This is a genomic window from Butyribacter sp. (assembly GCF_056818865.1).
Genome location: NZ_DBLYGC010000006.1, coordinates 71005 through 90690 on the forward strand (window position 1 = coordinate 71005; position 19686 = coordinate 90690).

Genomic DNA, 19686 nt, shown 5'->3' on the forward strand with positions numbered 1-19686 from the left:
GTTTTATGAATTATGATGAAAATGTTTTTAAAGAAAAAGCAAACAGAAAGGCAAGAAGAATATGGTTTGTATTTGCCATTCTTCTTTCAGCCAACTATGGTTCTGATGTAGCTAATGGACTTAACTCGCCGTTGTATTATGCTGCATTTCTGGCACTTTGCTGGATACCGATAATTTCAGGAGAAATTTTACTCAGAGTAAAGGGTTGGGAAACAGATATGTATAAATACAACCTTGTTATAGGTTACGGTATTTTTTATACGTTTGTTATCAGTACAACAGAGTCGCCGATAGCATTTACGTACATACTTCCGGTTACAAGCCTTTTGGTACTTTACAAAAATCGTAAATTTATGATTTACTGTGGTGTTGTAAATTCGATTATTATAATAATAAGTTCCGTGTATCATGTTATGTGCGGCTACAATTCAGCGGCAGACATGAAAAATTATCAGCTTGAATTATCAGCTATTATTCTCTGCTATATTTGTTATGTCATGTCAATCCACCATCTCAATGAGTCGGACGGTGCCATGACAAACAGCATAAGGGCGGATTTGCAGCGAGTTATTACAACTGTAGAAAAAGTTAAGACAGCGAGCAATTCAATTATGAGCGGTGTTTCTGTTGTAAGAGAAATATCTGTTGAAAATACACACAGTGCGAATGTAGTTGTCGATGGAATGACTACACTTACTGATAATAACGGCAGGCTTGAGGATACAACGTCATCATCCGTAGATATGACTACAGACATAAGTTCACAGGTAAAGCATGTCGCACAGATGATAGAGCAGATGGTTGTATTGACGGCAGAATCGGGAGAGCATGCAAAGAACAGTTCAGACGACCTTACAAGCCTTGTGGAAACTACTCATGCCATGACTGATTTATCTTCAGAGATAGGTAAAATACTTGAAAACTTCAAAGAAGAATTTGACAGAGTTAAACTTGAAACCGGAAAGATAGAGGAAATCACGGAGCAGACAGCACTCCTTGCATTAAATGCGTCAATTGAAGCTGCAAGAGCAGGCGAAGCAGGAAGAGGTTTTGGTGTTGTTGCACAGCAGATAAGTTCACTCAGTACGGAAACACAGTCATCATCAGGACAGATAGAAGAGGCGCTTATAAGACTTCAGAAAACATCGGATAAGATGACAAATTCTATGGAAGAAACAATAAAACTGGTTCAGGAAACATTTAAGAAAGTATCTAAAACCGGAAAGAATGTAGAAAAGATAAATGATGACTCAAGGCAGATTGAAAATCATATTCAGGAGATTGATACAGCCATTAAGGAAGTGGAGAATTCAAATCATCAGCTTGTTGAAAATATGGATAATGTGTCACAGATTGTTACGGATATGACAAACTGCATTTCTTATTCAAATGAAATGAGTGGACGCATGCTGAGCAAATATGAAGAATCGATGACGAACATAAACGATATTGAAAAAGTTGTTGAGGCTCTTATGTGCGAACTTGGCATAGGCGGATTCATGGGCATTGAAGATATACAGCCGGGCATGAAAGTTCAGGTTTCCATACTGAATTCTGAAAATGAAAAAGATACAGATATACTTCACGGTGATGTATTGGAACAAAATGGTGATAAAGTTGTTGTGAAGCTTTCTAAGTCAAGGGATATATCTAAAGATACTTTATGCACACTTCAGGTAACAGTTGGAAATGTCCTGTATATGTGGAAGACAGCAAGCATAAAGAATGTTAAGGACAGAAATAACAATACATTTGAAATTACTGTAGCATCAAGACCGAAGATAAAAAACAGAAGAAAATATCCTCGTATGGACATAAATAACAAATGTAAGATTACTATTCAGAGTTCAGGAAAAGTAATAGATGCAAGACTTGACAATATTAGTGCTAATGGTTTCGCATTGCTTACTGAGGATTCATACTTTAAAGAAAACAAAGATGCAAAGATAACAATTGAGATTGAAGATTTTGATTTGCCAAAACACAATATTCTTGAAGGTAAGGTTATACGTTGTTCTGAAAATGATGGAATTTATATTGTAGGCTGTCAGATGCCGGAGGATGACAATGTCATAAGAGAGTATGTAAATAGCAGCATATAGTTATGGGTAATCAGGACATAATAAACAACGATAAGTAATAAAAAAAGACTGTCAAAAGCGACAGTCTTTTTTTTAATCTTTTCTTAGCTGATGATGAATAGCTTTATCTTTATACATTTCTTCATCGGCAGCTTTTATGAAATCATCAAGAGAAATATCATGTGTTGGAATACCTGTGATAACACCGATACTTGCACTGATATTATATGGGTAATTATGTACTTCATTGAAAATATTCATGTTATGGTGAAGTTTATCTGAAAAATAATCATTATCAAGACCATCGGCAAGTGGTCCAGCCATAACAAATTCGTCACCGCCAAATCGTGCACATGTTTCATCATGAGTGCAGGATTGCATGAGTATATTTCCTATTGCCGAAATAGCAATGTCTCCGTCTGAATGACCATAGGTGTCGTTTATCTTTTTTAAACCATTCAGGTCAACTGATATAGCAATAAAATGTTTTTGTTCTGCTATACACTTATTGAAAAGCGGCAATACTTTCTGGTAAAAACCGCGTCTGTTTAAAAGACCTGTAAGAGGGTCGTGTATATATTTGTTCTCAAGACTTGATATAATGCTCTGCTGTCTTTGGTGAACCTTCATTGTCTCAAGTGAATTGCTCACATTCATAACAAACTGATAGAGCTGTTCCATATTGATTTTATCAGGTTCATAGACAAGAGCGACATAGCCTATTGTATGGTCGAGAGCATGCAGAGGAACGAACATGATGTTATTTTCTTCTTCGAGAGCCTGTTCAAGATTTGGAAGAAGATTTAAAGTTTCAAAATCAGTCATGCCCTGCCAGACCTTATCATGTTTTGAGAGAACGACATCCATATGGCTTGAATATCCAAACCGTTTTGAAACTCTCTCGTCGAGAATGTCAGATAATTCTTCGTCTTCCGTGAGGAAATTGTCGACAATACAAAGCCAGAAACGATGACTGAAAAAATTCTTTTCATAGTGCATAAGTTTCTCGAATACAGCTTGAAAGGAATTGTTATCGTTTAAATCGGCTGACATATTTATCTGATTTTGATTGAAATGTATCTGCTCATCGAATTTATTATTCAGATTGTATACAAGACTGTTGTATTTTCGTGCACTTGTATGAACACAGCCACATGAACCGCCAATCAGCACATTTGAATTTATATAGTTTTCTTTAGGAACTTCTCTGTTGTTAAAAATATCCTGTAATAAGTCAAATGCTTTTATTGCGGCACTTTTATAGTCGTGCTGTGCCGTTGTGATAGGCGGAAAATGGTCAACTGCCTGAATTATGCCGTCAAATCCCGTGATGGCAATATCGTGCGGAAGGTCATATCCGGCTTCCGTAAGTGAGTGATAGGCGGTGATAGCCATAACATCATTTGCACAGGCAATAGCCTGTGGCATAGGAAGGTCACTGTTTATAAAGTCATTGATAACCTTTTTGGTAGGTGTACTCCAAAAACCACCGTAACCTATGCGTTCTTCCTCGATGGGAATGTTGTGCTCTGACAGCACTTTCTTGTAAATATCAATACGTTCGTCTGAAAAATGATTGCCTTTTATGCCGGCAATAAAATTGATTCTGGTATAGTGATGGTCTTCCAACAGATGCAATAAAATTTTTTCAAGTGCAGCCCGGTAGTTGTAGTTTATGTTGTAGCATCCGTCGATTGGGTGGTCTATGGAAACTATAGGAATATTATTATGCTTTGCATGTGAAATAATATTGTCCCTGATAGAAGGACATTTTATAGTTTCTGATAAAATAATCATGCCATCAATAATATTATAATTTATAAGGTTATAAATACAGCTTTCACCTATATCGTGTTTTCCGCCGCTGGCTGACATGTATAAGTCACTGAAAGCACGGAAATAAAGTAATTTGAAGTTGTATTTGTCGGCAAATTCGGTAAAATACCGCATGTAATGTTTGTTGTAATTTGTATCAATCGCCGCACAGCATACAGCAATGATACGAGTATCGCGACTTAACATGTTTCACGCCCTTTCCTGACAAAATAATATTAAAATAATTGTAATTTATTATAATAAAAAAAGGTAAGAACTGCAACTATATATTTGGGTAATATTATGATACCACGGATTGCGAACATATGTACTTGAAAAAGTGAATAATAGATGTTAAGATATGAAAAAGATAGATAAGATAAAACATCGGAGGTTTTTATGGCAAAATATGAAGAAGTTAAGAAATATATAAAGATTAGAAAAGCAGCAGAGCACAATCTTAAAGATATAGATGTAGATATTCCGAGAGATGAGTTCGTGGTGCTCACGGGACTCAGCGGTTCGGGAAAGTCATCACTTGCTTTTGATACTATTTATGCCGAAGGGCAGAGAAGATATATGGAGTCACTTTCATCATATGCGAGACAGTTTCTTGGGCTTATGGAAAAGCCGAATGTTGAAAGAATAGAGGGACTGCCGCCGGCTATATCGATTGACCAGAAGTCCACAAACAGAAATCCACGTTCGACTGTCGGTACAGTGACTGAAATATATGATTATTTCAGACTTTTATATGCCAGAGTCGGAGTTCCGCATTGCCCGAAGTGCGGAAAGGAGATTAAAAGGCAGACCGTAGACCAGATATGTGATGAGATTATGAAACTGGAGACAGGTACGAGACTGCAGCTTCTTGCGCCGGTTGTGAGAGGAAGAAAAGGAGAACATGTAAAGGTCTTTGAAAGTGCAAGAAAAAGCGGTTATGTAAGAGTTGTCGTTGACGGTCATATTTATGATTTGTCTGAGGAGATTAAGCTTGAAAAAAACAAAAAACATAACATAGAAATTATGGTTGACAGACTTGTTGTGAGGGACGGTATTGAAAAGAGACTTACCGATTCCATCGAAAATGTTATGAGACTTTCGGATGGACTGCTTATTGTTGACATTCCGGGAAAAGAACAGCTTAAGTTCAGCCAGAGTTTTTCGTGTGCGGACTGTGGCATAAGCATAGACGAGATTGAGCCGAGAACATTTTCTTTTAACAATCCGTTTGGTGCGTGTGAAGTCTGCCATGGTATCGGATATAAGATGGAATTTGCCGAGGAACTTATGATACCTGATCCGTCTTTAAGTATTGCAGATGGGGCACTTGTTGTAAACGGATGGCAGTCGGTTACAAACAAGACAAGCTATGCGAGATGTGTTCTTGATGCACTTGCCGAGGAATACAAATTTGACCTTAATACACCTTATCAGGATCTGCCAAAAGAAATCAGACATATGCTTATGCACGGAACTGATGGGAAAAGTGTTGTGGTACATTACAGAGGACAGCGTGGCGTGGGTGTCTATGATGTTACTTTTGAAGGCATTATCAAAAACGTTGAGAGAAGATACAGAGAAACGGCATCTGAGAGCACCAGGAAAGAATATGAAAGTTTTATGCGTATAACTCCGTGTAAGGCATGTAAAGGAAAGAGACTTCGTCCGGAGGCACTTGCCGTTACGGTTGGAGATAAAAATATTGCTCAGATTACGGAACTTTCCATAATAGACCTTAAAAATTATCTTGATAACCTTGAACTTACGCAGAATCAGTTAAACATCGGAAAGGTTGTGCTTAAAGAAATAAAAGCGAGAGTTGGATTTCTTGTTGAGGTTGGTCTTGAATATCTCTCACTCTCGAGATATACGGCAAGTCTTTCCGGTGGTGAGGCACAGCGAATCAGGCTTGCGACACAGATAGGTTCGGGACTTGTAGGAGTTGCCTATATTCTTGATGAGCCGAGTATAGGACTTCACCAGCGGGACAATGACAAACTTCTCGGTGCACTTATGAAATTAAAAAATCTCGGCAATACACTTATAGTTGTCGAGCATGATGAAGATACTATGTTTGCAGCGGACTATATAGTTGATATAGGCCCTGGAGCAGGTTCACATGGCGGAAAGGTTATTGCCACAGGAACTGCGGAAGATATTATGGCGTGTAAGGAGTCGATAACAGGGGACTATCTGAGTGGCAGAAAAAAGATACCTGTTCCTGATGTCAGAAAAGAGCCTACAGGCTGGATTAAAGTAAAAGGTGCAAGAGAGAACAATCTTAAAAATATTGATGTTGAATTTCCAACAGGAATAATGACTTGTGTTACCGGTGTTTCAGGTTCAGGAAAGAGTTCACTTGTCAATGAGATACTTTACAAATCAATGGCGAAACAGCTGAACAGAGCAAGGACAATTCCGGGACTCTGCGATGGGGTAGAAGGTCTTGAACAGCTTGATAAAGTTATAAATATAGACCAGTCTCCTATTGGACGAACACCACGTTCAAACCCTGCAACATATACAGGTGTGTTTGATATGATAAGAGATTTGTTTGCGGCTACACCTGATGCAAAAGCAAAAGGATACAAGAAAGGACGCTTTAGTTTTAATGTAAAAGGCGGAAGATGTGAGAACTGCCACGGTGACGGAATTATCAAGATAGAGATGAACTTCCTGCCGGATGTGTATGTGCCGTGTGAAGTTTGCGGAGGAAAGAGATACAACAGAGAGACACTTGATGTAAATTATAAGGGAAAGAGTATATATGATGTGCTTGATATGACAGTAGAAGAAGCACTTACATTCTTTGAGGCAGTACCTGCTATAAGAAGAAAGATAGAGACGCTTTATGAGGTAGGACTTTCTTATATAAAGCTTGGCCAGCCGTCTACTACACTTTCCGGTGGAGAGGCACAGCGAATTAAACTTGCAACTGAGCTTAGCAAGAGAAGCACGGGAAAAACAGTGTATGTGCTTGATGAGCCTACTACGGGACTTCATTTTGCAGATGTACACAAGCTTGTGGATATATTGAGAAGGCTTACCGAAAACGGAAACACGGTTATAGTTATAGAACATAATCTTGATGTCATTAAGACAGCAGATTATATAATTGACCTTGGACCAGAGGGTGGTGCGAAAGGCGGAACCGTTATAGCAAAAGGAACACCCGAAAAGGTTGCAAAGAGCAGAAAGTCTTATACGGGACAGTATATTAAGAAGATGCTTGAAAAGTAGTTTTGTATTTTAGCCGGGGTCATAAGTTTATTTATATAAGGAGGCGGTTGTATGGGTGATAAAAATAAGAGTGATAACTCATTTTTTGCTATGATATCGAGAATGAAATACATTGAGAGATGGGCTTTGATGCGCAATTCACTCCGTGAAAATGTCTGTGAACATTCTCTTGAAACAGCCGTGATTGCCCATGCACTTGCGGTTATCGGCAATTGTATGCTTGATAAGGATTATGATGCGGAACATATCGCAATGCTTGCGCTGTATCATGATTGTACGGAGATTATTACAGGAGATATGCCGACACCTGTTAAGTATTACAATGCTGACATAAAAGATGCTTACAAGGAGATTGAGGAAACGGCAGCGAGAAATCTTCTTGACAGGCTTCCGGATGATATGGTGTCTGAGTATGAAAAGTATCTGCTGCCTAAGGATGATGTTTCAGTTATGAAACTTGTAAAGGCGGCAGATAAAATATCGGCACTGATAAAGTGCATAGAAGAAGAAAAGACAGGAAACAGGGAGTTTAATCATGCAAAAGAGTCAACATATAAAGCAATAAAAAATTTTGGGTGTGATGAAGCTGACATTTTCTGTAAAAAGTTTGTGCCCGAGTACGAAAAGACATTGGATGAATTAAATTGATTTATATAAACAGAGATGGTGTACATCTCTGTTTTATATTATATAGTTATATAAAATGATGTTGTGTTCAAAATGTATTTTGAACACAACTAATGCCACGGATTGTGAAAATTGCATCATAAAATGGATTTATACGGATTTGCACATAATGTCATGTTATGCTAACATATAGAAGCATTATTTATGATGCAAGGGTCAAAAGCAGATAGCAATGTATGTTTACATACAAATTGCTATCTGGTGGTTTGACCCGCCAAACACCGACAAGTAGCAGATTTGCTTGCAAATATGCGGAAATGGAGAAATTATGGAACAGAACGAAATATATGGAGAATTTGCCTATGTTTATGACGAGTTTATGGACAATATTCCATATGAGCAATGGCATGATTATCTTCATAAACTGCTGATAAAGTATGGAGTGGAAAAGGGAATAGTAACGGAGCTTGCATGTGGTACGGGTACGATGACAAAGCTGCTTGCAGATGACGGGTACGACATGATTGGAATAGATATATCATATGAAATGCTGGATGTGGCGAGACAGAAATATACGGATGACAATATTCTGTTTTTAAATCAGGATATGCGTGAACTTGACCTTTACGGAACAGCCGCAGCTATGGTATGTGTTTGTGACGGAATGAATTATATCACGGACGAGAAAGAGCTGCTTAAAGTATTTGAGAAGATAAAAATATTCCTTGATTATAACGGTGTTTTTATTTTTGATATGAAAACAAGACATTTTTATAATGATATACTTGGCAGCAGGACTATAGCGGAAAACAGAGAGGATGCAAGTTTTATCTGGGAAAACGAATTCCACAAAGATACCGGTATCAATGAATATCTTCTTACGATATACAGTCTTATTGATGATGAAAATGACCTTTTTGAGAGGTCGGAAGAGATACATCATCAGAGGGCATATGATATTAAATTAGTAAAGGATTGTCTTGAAAAGGCGGGTCTTACATGTCTTGAGGTCTATGATGCTTTTACCGAAAATGCGGCAAAAGATGACAGTGAGAGAATTTATTTTGTGGCACAGAGACCGGAAAAAAATTGAAAATAAAATATTTTGCAAACAAAATAAAATCTAAAATAAAACAGAAAAGAAACGGAGAATAACAATGAGTGAATATAAAGATTATATAGTTAGAGCAACAGCTGCAGACCATCAGCTTAGAGCATTTGCGGTTACAAGCAGGGATATTGTTGAGAAGGCAAGAGAGATTCATAATACAAGTCCGGTTGCAACAGCTGCAATAGGCAGACTGCTCACTGCTGCTTCAATGATGGGAAGCATGATGAAGGGTGAAAAGGATGTGCTTACACTTCAGATTGAGTGTGGCGGTCCTATAGGCGGAATTACGGTTACAGCAGATTCAAATGCGGATGTAAAGGGATATGTAAACAATCCAAATGTAATACTTCCTCCAAATGCACAGGGAAAACTTGACGTTTCAGGTGCACTTGGCCCGGGATTTTTAAATGTTATAAAGGACATTGGACTCAGAGAACCGTACAACGGACAGACACATCTTGTATCAGGAGAGATAGCGGAAGATTTGACATATTATTTTGCAACATCTGAGCAGGTACCGTCTTCGGTTGGTCTCGGTGTACTTATGGATAAGGACAATCATGTGCGTCAGGCGGGTGGTTTTATTATTCAGGTTATGCCGGATACGGATGATGAAGTTATAGATAAACTTGAGGCGCGACTCGGTGAGGTTCATTCAGTTACAGATATGCTCGACAAAGGCATGACTCCTGAGGATATTTTAGGTTATGTGCTTGATGGCATGGATGTAGAAATTCTTGAGACAATACCTACACAGTATAAATGCAACTGTTCTGTTGAGAGGGTATCTAAAGCAATAGCAAGTATCGGAAAGAAAGATTTGCAGGAGATGATAGACGACGGTAAACCGATTGAAGTAAACTGCCAGTTCTGTGGTTCACATTATAAATTTGATACAGAGCAGCTGAAAACATTTATGAACTGATAAGCAACGAAATGACACATTGATGTATTATAATATGGTGCAATGGAGCAGTCTGTGGCATCAGTTAGGGGCAAAATACCTTTTTAACCTAATACATAATATACCAAAATGTGAATAAAGGAGATAATGTTTAAATGTCTTTCAAGAAGAAAAAATATGTATTTGCAGTGATTATGATATTTTCTGTTATTTTTATGTTCGGCATGACAGCAAGACATGAAAAATTGCATGCAGAGGGTATAGGTGTAGTAAGTGTAAAAGGGTATCTTAACGTCAGGACAGGTCCCGGAACATATTATTCTAAACTCAAATATGGTGGCACTGGAGTTGTTTTGTCTGACGGGCAGAGAGTTACGGTCGTGGGAAAAAACGGCAGCTGGTACCACATAAAATTTAAACAGAACAGTAAGAATTTAAGCGGTTATGTAAACAGGAAATATCTTAAATTCAAGACAGGAAAAACATATTCTTCCATAGCAGGATATATTGTATCTGAAGTATATGTCAGAAAAAACATGAATACTGCGAAAGTGTATATAAAGCATGATAAAGAAAAGATAAAACTACCTGTAAAAAGGAAAGTAAGGGTATATTCTGAAAAATATGCAGAGAAAAAAAGATGGTATTATGCTTCATTTAAATATGACGGCACAACTTATAAGGGATATATAGAAGCTGATTCGGTGGATATTACATACGGAACGGGACTTCCGGGAATGTCAAAAAGCAGTACGGCACTGACTTTATATGCGAATCCTTCAAAAAGGACTGCTGTTTTAAATTCATCGGGAAAATTAGTGCTCATACAAAAAGGAGCGCAGTTTGTCATAACATCACAGAAATTTTTTAATGAAAAAAAATATTTTTATATAAAGGTTATCTCGGCAAAAACTACATATAAAGGTTATGTTCAAGCAGACAGTGTTTATTTTCAGCTGGTACGAGATGAAAACGCTGTTTCAAAGGCAACTGCAACACCTTCACAGACGGAGACACCTACAAAGACAACAAAGCCGGAGAAAACAGAAGAACCGACGAAAGAACCGGAGGAGACACAGACACCGTCAAGTGAACCTGAAACGACAGCAGAATTTAAAAAAAGTTTGAAGAAAGCAGGCTTTCCGGATGATTATATAACAGAGCTTGCCAATCTTCATGAAAAATATCCGTATTGGCATTTTAAGCCGTATAAGACAGGGCTTAAATGGTCGGATGTCATAAAAAATGAATCGAAAGTAGGATTAAATCTGCTTAGTGTAAATAAATCATATGCATGGAAGTCTACAGCGTCAAAAGCATATAACTGGAAAACTGACAAGTACATACCTTACGATGGAAGTACATGGGTTACGGCATCAAAAAAGGCAGTCAAATATTATATGGACCCGAGAAATTTCCTTGATGAGAGAGGGATTTTTCAGTTTGAAAGTCTTGAGTATCAAAGTGACAGTCAGACAAAGAGCGGTGTTGAAAATATTTTAAATAATACACCGATGCACAATAAGAAATATAAATATACGAGCAACGGAAAGAGTGTCAGTGTCAAATATTCAAAGACATTTATGACGGCAGCAAAAAAATCAAAAGTCAGCCCGTACCATCTTGCATCAAGGGTAAAACAGGAAGTTGTTGTAAGCTCTACAAAAATGAGTAATTCCGTATCAGGTACGGTAGCGGGATATAAGGGTATATATAATTTCTACAATATCGGTGCAAATAACAGTGTTGTTGCGGGAGGTGCCGTTGCGAACGGACTAAAATGGGCAAAAACAGGAAGTACATATCTTCGCCCATGGAATAACAGATACAAGTCGATAGTAGGCGGTGCGCAGTATATCGGAAAAAATTATATAAATATAGGACAGAATACATTATATCTTGAAAAATTTAATGTAACTTCAAAAAACAGATATAATCATCAGTATATGGGAAATATAGAGGCGCCTAACAATGAAGCAACTAAGACAGTAGCAGCTTACGGTGCAATAGACAAAAAAATGCCGATGGTATTTTCGATACCCGTGTATGAAAAAATGCCGGATAAACCTTGTGATGTGCCTTCAGGCGGAAAAAATCCAAATAACTATTTAAAGACACTCTATATAAAAGGTTATGCATTTGATTCCAAATTTGTACTTGGCGATAATGGTACAAAAACTTATACTCTTACCGTGAACAACAGCGTTGCAAGTGTAAAAATTTGTGCGACAAAGGTAAGTAAGTATTCAACCCTGACAGGAACAGGAGTTAAAAATCTGGTAGTTGGAGAAAACACATTTTATGTAAAAGTCAAATCTGAAAGCGGAAATACCAGAAAATATAAAATTGTCGTTACCAGAAAATGATGTTGTACCTTGTAAAGGGAGGAAGATAATTGCAAAGTGATTTCTATTTAAAAAAGGTATTAAAATATACATGTATGCTTTTTACATTTGTGCTTTTATGGAGCATAAAAAGCTATAATGCGAGTGCATCAAGTGCCGAAGTATCAATTCAGTCATCAGAAAAACAGGTTGTAAAAGGTGATATTGTATATGTGATTATTACGGTGAATTCTTCTGATACAATGAGTGGTTTTGAAGGATACTTTACATATGACAGCAGAGTCCTTCAATATATTACGGGTGGAAGTGTTGCAAACGGAAATGATGATAAATTCCAAATATCAGACACGGGAAGAGAAAGCGGAGTAAATACATTAAAGTATTCGGTGAAATTTGTTGCAAGAAAGACAGGTTCTACCTCGATAGAACTTAAACAGCCGTGTGCGGTTTACAGTTCGGAGGATTCGTCAAAGATGTCGGTATCATCCGATACATTAAATATTATGGTAAAAAAGACTGCAAAGGCAGCAAAAAAGCCTGACGTTAAATCTACTGCAAAGCCACAGCCGCCAAAAGACGGAGATAAGAAAGACATGCGGCAACCTCCTGAAACTCCGGATGTGGAAAGTCCACAGGCAACTGTAGTTCCGACGGCAGCAGCTACTGCAAAGCCTAAGAAGAAAACAAAGAAAAACAATAATAAAAATAAGACAGATGATATATCGGATAAGAAAACAGATAAGAGTGTTACAGCTACATACCAAAACAGCGTCACGACAATTCATTGCTATGATGAGTATGTAGTTACCGAAGTAAAAGATGAAAAAATCATACCTGCCGGATTCGGGAAAACCGAGATTGTTTTGAGCGGTCATGTTATAACGGCATATGCAACTGAAAATGATATTGATCATACATATGTATTGATTTATTGTAAAAAAGGAAGGCAGGAGCCGCAGTTTTATCTGTACGATACAGAAAACGACAGTTTTATGCAATATGATAAGGTAAAATCCTGGTATAAAGGTTCGATGGGAAATACAGTCGTAGGTTCCGACTCGATATATGAGACTAAAATAAAAACCATGAAGTATGTTGTTGCAATAATGGTAATAATATGTCTGCTTATGTTGATTGGTATGCTCACAATCTATTTGCATTATCGTGAAAATAATAATATTATAGATATGTATGATGATTTTGGTAATAGTGGGAAAGTACCTGAAAAAGTCGGGCAGACCGAGATAGAAAAAGAAGTGGCAGAACATGAATTTTCATACAAAGAGACAGTTGAGAGTGAAGATGTAAAAGAAAATGAAAATCCGGTTCAGGAGAATTTGTTTGAAGAAGAGGAAAGCAATGTCACTCATTATTGGAAAAGAGATTAAATAAAATGGAGGATTTTTGAATATATGCGAAACAAGTTTACGAAAAGTGCGTCAAAAGCACTTGATAATTCGTTAAATGTTGCAAAATCATTCGGACACAATTATGTTGGAACAGAGCATCTGCTTATTGCTCTTGTAAAGACTAAGGGTGTTGCATCTGAAGTAATGCGCGAAAACGGCGTTGAGGAAGAAAAACTGAGCATTCTTATAGAGGAAATGCTTGAGGCTGACGGAAATGTAGCGGTGGCAGACAGACCTCAGTATACACCGAGAGCAAAGAAAATTATTGAGAACAGCATAAGTGAAGCCGAGAGACTTGGCGCAAGCCAGGCAGGAACAGAGCATCTGCTTATAGCATTATTGAAAGAGACAGACTGTCTTGGGGTAAGACTGCTTAATACAAGAGGAATAAATGTTCAAAAGCTTTATGTGGATTTACTTACGGCAACAGGTCAGGATGTCAACAGTGCCAAAAATGAATATATGATGCAGAAGGGCAGAAGAGGAAAATCTGCGACTCCTGTTCTTGACCAGTACAGCAGAAATCTCACAGAGTATGCTAAAGAGGGCAGACTTGACCCAGTTATAGGAAGAGACCGTGAGATTACAAGACTTATAGAAATATTAAGCAGAAGGACAAAGAACAATCCATGTCTTGTTGGAGAACCGGGAGTAGGTAAGACAGCTGTAGTTGAAGGGCTTGCACAAAAGATAGCCGTTGGTGATGTACCTGATATTATAAAGGATAAGAAAGTTCTCACACTTGACCTTTCAGGTATGGTTGCAGGTTCAAAATACAGAGGTGAGTTTGAAGAGAGAATAAAAAGGGCAATAAAAGAGGTTACACAGTCAGGAAATGTTCTTCTTTTTATTGATGAGATACACACAATCATTGGCGCAGGTGGGGCAGAGGGCGCATTGGATGCTGCCAACATATTAAAGCCTTCACTTGCCAGAGGCGAGTTGCAGCTTATAGGTGCTACAACTTTAGAAGAGTACCGCAAATATATAGAAAAAGATGCGGCATTGGAGCGTCGTTTTCAGCCGGTTGATGTAAATGAACCTGACACCGAGGAAACAATTGCTATATTATACGGACTCAAAGAGCGATATGAGGAGCATCACGGTGTAGAGATAAGTGACAGTGCTGTAGTATCAGCAGTCAAAATGTCAGAGCGTTATGTCAATGACAGATTTCTTCCCGATAAGGCCATCGATGTGATTGACGAGGCATGTGCGAGAGTAAGTTTAAGCAAGTATCTTGCTACACCTGAACTCAGAGAACTTGAGGAAAATATATTAAAGTGGGAAAAAGAAAAGGAAGATGCCATACGCAGTGAAGATTACAAGCTTGCAGGAGAATTAAAAAAGAGACAGGCAGAAGCTGCTGAAAAGATTGACAGCATACACAAAAAAATTGAAAACGAGCGGAAGAAACAGAGCATATGTGTTGATGACAATGACATTGCGGCAGTTATCGCAGATTGGACAAAAATTCCGGTTCAGAAGCTTCAGGAGGCAGAAACTGAAAGACTTAAGAAGCTTGAACAGATTTTACATGAGAGAGTAGTTGGACAAAAAGAAGCGGTAGAGGCAGTTTCAAAGGCAGTACGAAGAGGCAGGGTAGGACTTAAAGACCCTGACAGACCTATAGGTTCATTTCTATTTTTAGGACCTACAGGAGTAGGAAAAACAGAACTTTCAAAGGCACTTGCCGAAGCTGTATTTGGCAAGGAAAATGAGATTATCAGAGTTGATATGTCCGAGTACATGGAGAAACACAGCGTTTCAAAAATGATTGGTTCACCTCCGGGATATGTCGGATATGAAGAGGGCGGCCAGCTCAGTGAAAAGGTAAGGAGACATCCGTATTCCGTTATACTTTTTGATGAGATTGAAAAGGCACATCCTGATGTATTTAACATTCTGCTTCAGATTCTTGAGGACGGTCATGTGACAGATGCACAGGGAAGAAAGATTAGCTTTAAGAATACCATTATCATAATGACATCCAACGCCGGTGCGCAGAGAATAGTTGCACCTAAACATCTTGGCTTTGGAACGGATGAAAGTGAAGAAGCCGATTACAATAAGATGAAAGACAGTGTTATGGAAGAAGTTAAGAGAATTTTTAAACCGGAGTTTATCAACAGAATTGATGAAGTTCTGGTATTCCATATGCTTACTAAGGATGATTTGAAAGAGATAGTAAAAATCTTTTTGAAGAGCCTTGACAAGAGAACAAATGCGCAGATGCATATAAAACTTGATGTTTCCGAATCGGCAATAGAGCATATAGCAGAGAGCGGTTTTGACAAAAACTATGGAGCAAGACCGATAAGGAGAGCAATACAGACGCAGATAGAGGATCTTCTTGCAGATAAGCTTCTTTCAGACGAGATAAAAGCAGGGGATGATGTTGTGGTTGATTACGATAAAGATGCGAAGAAAATTACAATAGCTGTAAAGTAAAAAGAACAGTAAAAAAATTGCTGAAAAATGCAGAAAAATTTTACTTATTTTTTGCAAAATGTGACAATATGTGATATTCTAAAGATAAATAAAAGTCCCACTTATGAGTACTGAATAAGAGGGCAGAATTCGGCTGCTTTTAGTAAAAAATACAACCGGCAGCAGAAAAATACTTCGTCAAATTAAAAAACATAGGAGGAGAAATCATGGCTGTTATAAAGGAATTGATTCGCAAAGAAAGTGACGGAACATTAAGCTTTGGAAATTATGAGTTTGACACTAAGCAGAAGTTATCTGATTTTGAATACGAGGGAGATTTATACAAAGTAAAAACTTTTAAAGAAATCACGAAGCTTGAAAAAAACGGAATGTTTGTTTATGAGTCAGTACCGGGAACTACTGTTACCGAGATGAAAACTACTGAGAATGAGATGAACTTTCAGGTAGAAGGATGGGAAGATTGTTCTATAACGGTTGAACTTGAGCCGGATACAGAGTATAAAGTATTTGTTGATGGAACAAATATCGGTAAAATGAAGACAAATCTTGCAGGAAAGATAAGTATCAGTATAGAGATAGAGCCTGAAAAGAAAACTGATATTCAGATTGTTAAATATTAATAACTTTAATAAATGTGAAGAGCAGAATTTTCATTTATAAGATTTGTGCTTTGCACAAACATGCCATGTGCAAAGAAGTTGTGTAAGAATGAGGAAAAATATGGCAAAATCTAAAAATAAAACGGTTTTTTTCTGTAAGCAGTGTGGATATGAATCATCAAAGTGGCTCGGTCAGTGTCCGGCATGCCACGAATGGGATTCATTTGTTGAAGAACCCGTTGCAAAGGCGGTACCGGGAGTGACTTCCGGTACCGTCTCTGCTAATAAAAAAGAAGCAGTTCCGACATTGCTGTCTAAAGTTACCACAGATGATGAAAACAGAATAAGTACACAAATTTCAGAGATGGACAGGGTATTAGGCGGAGGAATTGTAGTTGGTTCGCTTATACTTGTTGGTGGAGATCCGGGTATAGGAAAGTCAACGCTTTTACTTCAGATGTGCCGGAACCTTTCTAATGAGGGGAAAAATGTTTTGTATGTCTCAGGAGAGGAATCTCTCAGACAGATTAAGATGAGAGCACAAAGACTTGGAAGTTTTAAAAAGGATTTGTCTATTTTGTGCGAAACAGATTTGGATATTATATCGGAAAGCATCAGTAAAATGATGCCGGATGTTGTGATTATAGATTCAATACAGACCATGTACAGGGAAGATGTAGGTTCAGCACCGGGAAGTGTAAGCCAGGTAAGAGAGGCAACCAGTATTCTTATGAGAATTGCAAAGGGGCTTCATATATCTGTCTTTATAGTCGGTCATGTGACAAAGGAAGGCGTTGTGGCAGGACCGAGAGTGCTTGAACACATGGTAGATACCGTACTTTATTTTGAGGGAGACGGCGGTGCATCATTTAGATTTCTAAGAGGTGTAAAGAACAGATTCGGTTCCACAAATGAGATTGGCGTTTTTGAGATGCGCTCAGACGGTCTCAGGGAGGTAGCGAATCCCTCAGAATATATGCTTCAGGGTAAGCCCGAAAATGAAGCCGGTTCGGTCGTGGCATGTTCGATAGAGGGAACCAGACCGATACTTGTTGAGGTACAGGCACTTGTATGCCGTACCAATTTTAATATGCCGAGAAGAACATCAGCGGGTACTGATTATAACAGAGTAAATCTTCTAATGGCAGTTATAGAAAAAAGAATAGGATTGCATCTTGGCGATTGTGATGCATACATAAATGTTGCCGGCGGCATGAGGATAAACGAACCGGCACTAGACATGGGTATCGTTCTGGCGGTGCTTTCGAGTTATAAAAATATTGCTATCGACAGCAAAACGATATGTTTTGGTGAGGTAGGACTTGTAGGTGAGGTCAGAGCCGTAAATCAGGCAGAGCAGAGAGTTATTGAGGCTGCTAAGCTTGGATTTGACAGGTGCATTATGCCAAAAGTAAATTGTGACAGTTTAAATATTGACAGCGAGCAATTAAAAGGGATGAAGCTTGTAGGAGTTAAGAGCATATATGAATTGTTGGAGGTAATATAGATGGGGTTAAAAGAGACCGAAAATACTACGGAAGTTGTCTTGGAGAGAATGGAAAATACAATGATGAATCTGGAACAGATGTCATTCGATTCAATCAATATAACAGACCGTATTGTAACATTGTTAAGTGATGCGAGAGAACTTCTTGCGGTACTTAAGTCAGGGGAGGAAGAAAAGAAGGAAGAAGCATTTCAGGGAGTTGAAAATATTTTTAATCAATTGCTTGACACTTCATTTGAAGTAAATAATGTATCTCATGAATTGGAAAAAGAAACAGTTTATCAGAGAGAAACAGTTGAGTCGATAAAGCAGATTGTTGATTATCTTTATTCAATTTCGGATGATGATATTTTTTAATAAAGGGAGAAAATCAAAATCATGGGAAAATATGAATTTATCGCACCATGCCATTTCGGACTGGAGGCAGTTTTAAAAAAGGAAATAATACGTCTCGGCTATGAAATAGTGAAAGTTGAAGATGGGAAAGTGACTTTCACAGGTGATTCGGATGCAATTTGTCGTGCCAATATCTTTTTGAGGACGACAGAAAGAATTTTGCTTAAAATAGGCAGTTTCAAGGCTACGACATTCGATGAGCTTTTTGAGGGAACAAAAGCACTGCCTTGGGAAGATTACATTCCTGAGAACGGCAGGTTCTGGGTCACAAAGGCAACATCAATAAAAAGTAAGCTGTTCAGTCCGTCAGATATTCAGTCGATTATGAAAAAGGCTATGGTTGACAGACTCAAATCAAAATATAATGTGAGCTGGTTCCAGGAAGACGGGGCTTCATTTCCGGTGAGAGTTACCCTTATGAAAGATGAGGTGGTAGTTGGACTTGATACGTCAGGTGATTCACTTCACAAAAGAGGTTATCGTCTTGCGACGGTGAAAGCACCTATCACGGAAACTCTTGCGGCAGCACTTATAATGCTCACACCTTGGAATAAAGACCGAATCTTTCTTGACCCGTTTTGCGGCAGCGGTACTTTTCCGATAGAGGCGGCAATGATAGGGGCGAATATAGCACCGGGAATGAACCGCTCGTTTATCTCAGAAGATTGGACGCATATTATACCTAAAAAGGAATGGTATGATGCCATCAACGAAGCTGAGGATATGATTATCAGAGATATTGAGATGGACATACAGGGATATGATATAAGTGACGGTGCAATAAAAGCAGCTATGGAAAATGCGAGAAATGCGGAAGTTGACCATCTTGTACATTTTCAGAGGAGACCGTTAAGTCAGACAAGCCATCGCAAAAAATACGGATTTATCATAACAAATCCTCCGTATGGCAGGAGACTTGACGAGCCTGACGAGATGCCGGCGCTTTATAAAGAAATAGGAAATGTTTACAGAAGTCTTGACTCATGGTCGATGTATCTTATCACTGCGTATGAGCAGGCGGAAAAATATATCGGCAAAAAAGCGGATAAAAACCGTAAGATATATAACGGAATGATGAAAACATATTTTTATCAATATATGGGGCCAAAGCCACCGAGAAAATCTAGTGTAATGTATCATTGACATTAGTACAAAATATAACACACGTATGGGGAACTTTGTTAATTTGAAAAAAGTT

At 38.2% G+C, this 19686-nt stretch carries 13 protein-coding genes; 12 read left to right on the plus strand and 1 reads right to left on the minus strand.

Translation table 11 applies throughout. The features are described from left to right. Positions 1–5 precede the first annotated feature (5 nt). Positions 6–2102: a methyl-accepting chemotaxis protein gene (locus ACZLXV_RS04215; protein WP_482382587.1), complete on the plus strand. Its 2097-nt coding sequence runs from the start codon at positions 6–8 to the stop codon at positions 2100–2102. A 72-nt stretch (positions 2103–2174) separates the two neighbouring features. Here ACZLXV_RS04215 and ACZLXV_RS04220 read toward each other — a convergent pair whose 3' ends face one another. Continuing rightward, a complete protein-coding gene (locus ACZLXV_RS04220; RefSeq protein WP_482382588.1) occupies positions 2175–4103 on the minus strand; it encodes a GGDEF domain-containing protein in 1929 nt (642 codons plus the stop codon). 192 nt (positions 4104–4295) lie between these two features. Here ACZLXV_RS04220 and uvrA point away from each other — a divergent pair, with 192 nt between their 5' ends. The 11 genes from uvrA (at position 4296) to ACZLXV_RS04275 (ending at position 19631) form a co-directional block, all read left to right on the plus strand. Beyond that, entirely contained in the window at positions 4296–7139 is a 2844-nt protein-coding gene (gene uvrA, locus ACZLXV_RS04225) for an excinuclease ABC subunit UvrA (RefSeq protein ID WP_482382589.1), read from the plus strand. Between the two features lie 51 nt (positions 7140–7190). Further along, positions 7191–7787, plus strand: a complete 597-nt coding sequence (yfbR, locus tag ACZLXV_RS04230) for a 5'-deoxynucleotidase (protein WP_482382590.1) — start codon at positions 7191–7193, stop codon at positions 7785–7787. A 307-nt stretch (positions 7788–8094) separates the two neighbouring features. Further along, entirely contained in the window at positions 8095–8859 is a 765-nt protein-coding gene (locus ACZLXV_RS04235; protein WP_482382591.1) for a class I SAM-dependent DNA methyltransferase, read from the plus strand. A 64-nt stretch (positions 8860–8923) separates the two neighbouring features. Continuing rightward, on the plus strand, positions 8924–9802 hold the full coding sequence (gene hslO / locus ACZLXV_RS04240) for an Hsp33 family molecular chaperone HslO (RefSeq protein ID WP_482382592.1): 879 nt from the start codon (positions 8924–8926) through the stop codon (positions 9800–9802). A gap of 134 nt (positions 9803–9936) precedes the next feature. After that, positions 9937–12147, plus strand: coding sequence for an SH3 domain-containing protein (locus tag ACZLXV_RS04245; protein ID WP_482382593.1), 2211 nt, complete (start codon positions 9937–9939; stop codon positions 12145–12147). Between the two features lie 29 nt (positions 12148–12176). After that, a complete protein-coding gene (locus ACZLXV_RS04250) occupies positions 12177–13514 on the plus strand; it encodes a cohesin domain-containing protein (RefSeq protein ID WP_482382594.1) in 1338 nt (445 codons plus the stop codon). 24 nt (positions 13515–13538) lie between these two features. Next, positions 13539–15986, plus strand: a complete 2448-nt coding sequence (locus ACZLXV_RS04255) for an ATP-dependent Clp protease ATP-binding subunit (RefSeq protein ID WP_482382595.1) — start codon at positions 13539–13541, stop codon at positions 15984–15986. A 206-nt stretch (positions 15987–16192) separates the two neighbouring features. Further along, positions 16193–16606, plus strand: coding sequence for a hypothetical protein (locus ACZLXV_RS04260; protein WP_022225496.1), 414 nt, complete (start codon positions 16193–16195; stop codon positions 16604–16606). A gap of 100 nt (positions 16607–16706) precedes the next feature. Beyond that, a complete protein-coding gene (radA, locus tag ACZLXV_RS04265; RefSeq protein ID WP_367335572.1) occupies positions 16707–18092 on the plus strand; it encodes a DNA repair protein RadA in 1386 nt (461 codons plus the stop codon). Beyond that, the gene (locus tag ACZLXV_RS04270; protein WP_022225498.1) at positions 18093–18449 is read left to right on the plus strand and encodes a hypothetical protein; all 357 of its coding nucleotides are present in this window, start codon (positions 18093–18095) and stop codon (positions 18447–18449) included. A gap of 21 nt (positions 18450–18470) precedes the next feature. Further along, positions 18471–19631: a THUMP domain-containing class I SAM-dependent RNA methyltransferase gene (locus tag ACZLXV_RS04275; RefSeq protein WP_482382596.1), complete on the plus strand. Its 1161-nt coding sequence runs from the start codon at positions 18471–18473 to the stop codon at positions 19629–19631. Positions 19632–19686 lie beyond the last annotated feature (55 nt).

Bases quoted from the DNA above. Each gene is read 5' to 3' on its own strand.
- uvrA (WP_482382589.1), top strand. From the start codon at position 4,296: ATGGCAAAATATGAAGAAGTTAAGAAATATATAAAGATTAGAAAAGCA.
- ACZLXV_RS04215 (WP_482382587.1), top strand. From the start codon at position 6: ATGAATTATGATGAAAATGTTTTTAAAGAAAAAGCAAACAGAAAGGCA.
- yfbR (WP_482382590.1), top strand. From the start codon at position 7,191: ATGGGTGATAAAAATAAGAGTGATAACTCATTTTTTGCTATGATATCG.
- ACZLXV_RS04260 (WP_022225496.1), top strand. From the start codon at position 16,193: ATGGCTGTTATAAAGGAATTGATTCGCAAAGAAAGTGACGGAACATTA.
- ACZLXV_RS04220 (WP_482382588.1), bottom strand. From the start codon at position 4,103: ATGTTAAGTCGCGATACTCGTATCATTGCTGTATGCTGTGCGGCGATT.
- ACZLXV_RS04255 (WP_482382595.1), top strand. From the start codon at position 13,539: ATGCGAAACAAGTTTACGAAAAGTGCGTCAAAAGCACTTGATAATTCG.
- hslO (WP_482382592.1), top strand. From the start codon at position 8,924: ATGAGTGAATATAAAGATTATATAGTTAGAGCAACAGCTGCAGACCAT.
- ACZLXV_RS04245 (WP_482382593.1), top strand. From the start codon at position 9,937: ATGTCTTTCAAGAAGAAAAAATATGTATTTGCAGTGATTATGATATTT.
- ACZLXV_RS04270 (WP_022225498.1), top strand. From the start codon at position 18,093: ATGGGGTTAAAAGAGACCGAAAATACTACGGAAGTTGTCTTGGAGAGA.
- radA (WP_367335572.1), top strand. From the start codon at position 16,707: ATGGCAAAATCTAAAAATAAAACGGTTTTTTTCTGTAAGCAGTGTGGA.
- ACZLXV_RS04235 (WP_482382591.1), top strand. From the start codon at position 8,095: ATGGAACAGAACGAAATATATGGAGAATTTGCCTATGTTTATGACGAG.
- ACZLXV_RS04275 (WP_482382596.1), top strand. From the start codon at position 18,471: ATGGGAAAATATGAATTTATCGCACCATGCCATTTCGGACTGGAGGCA.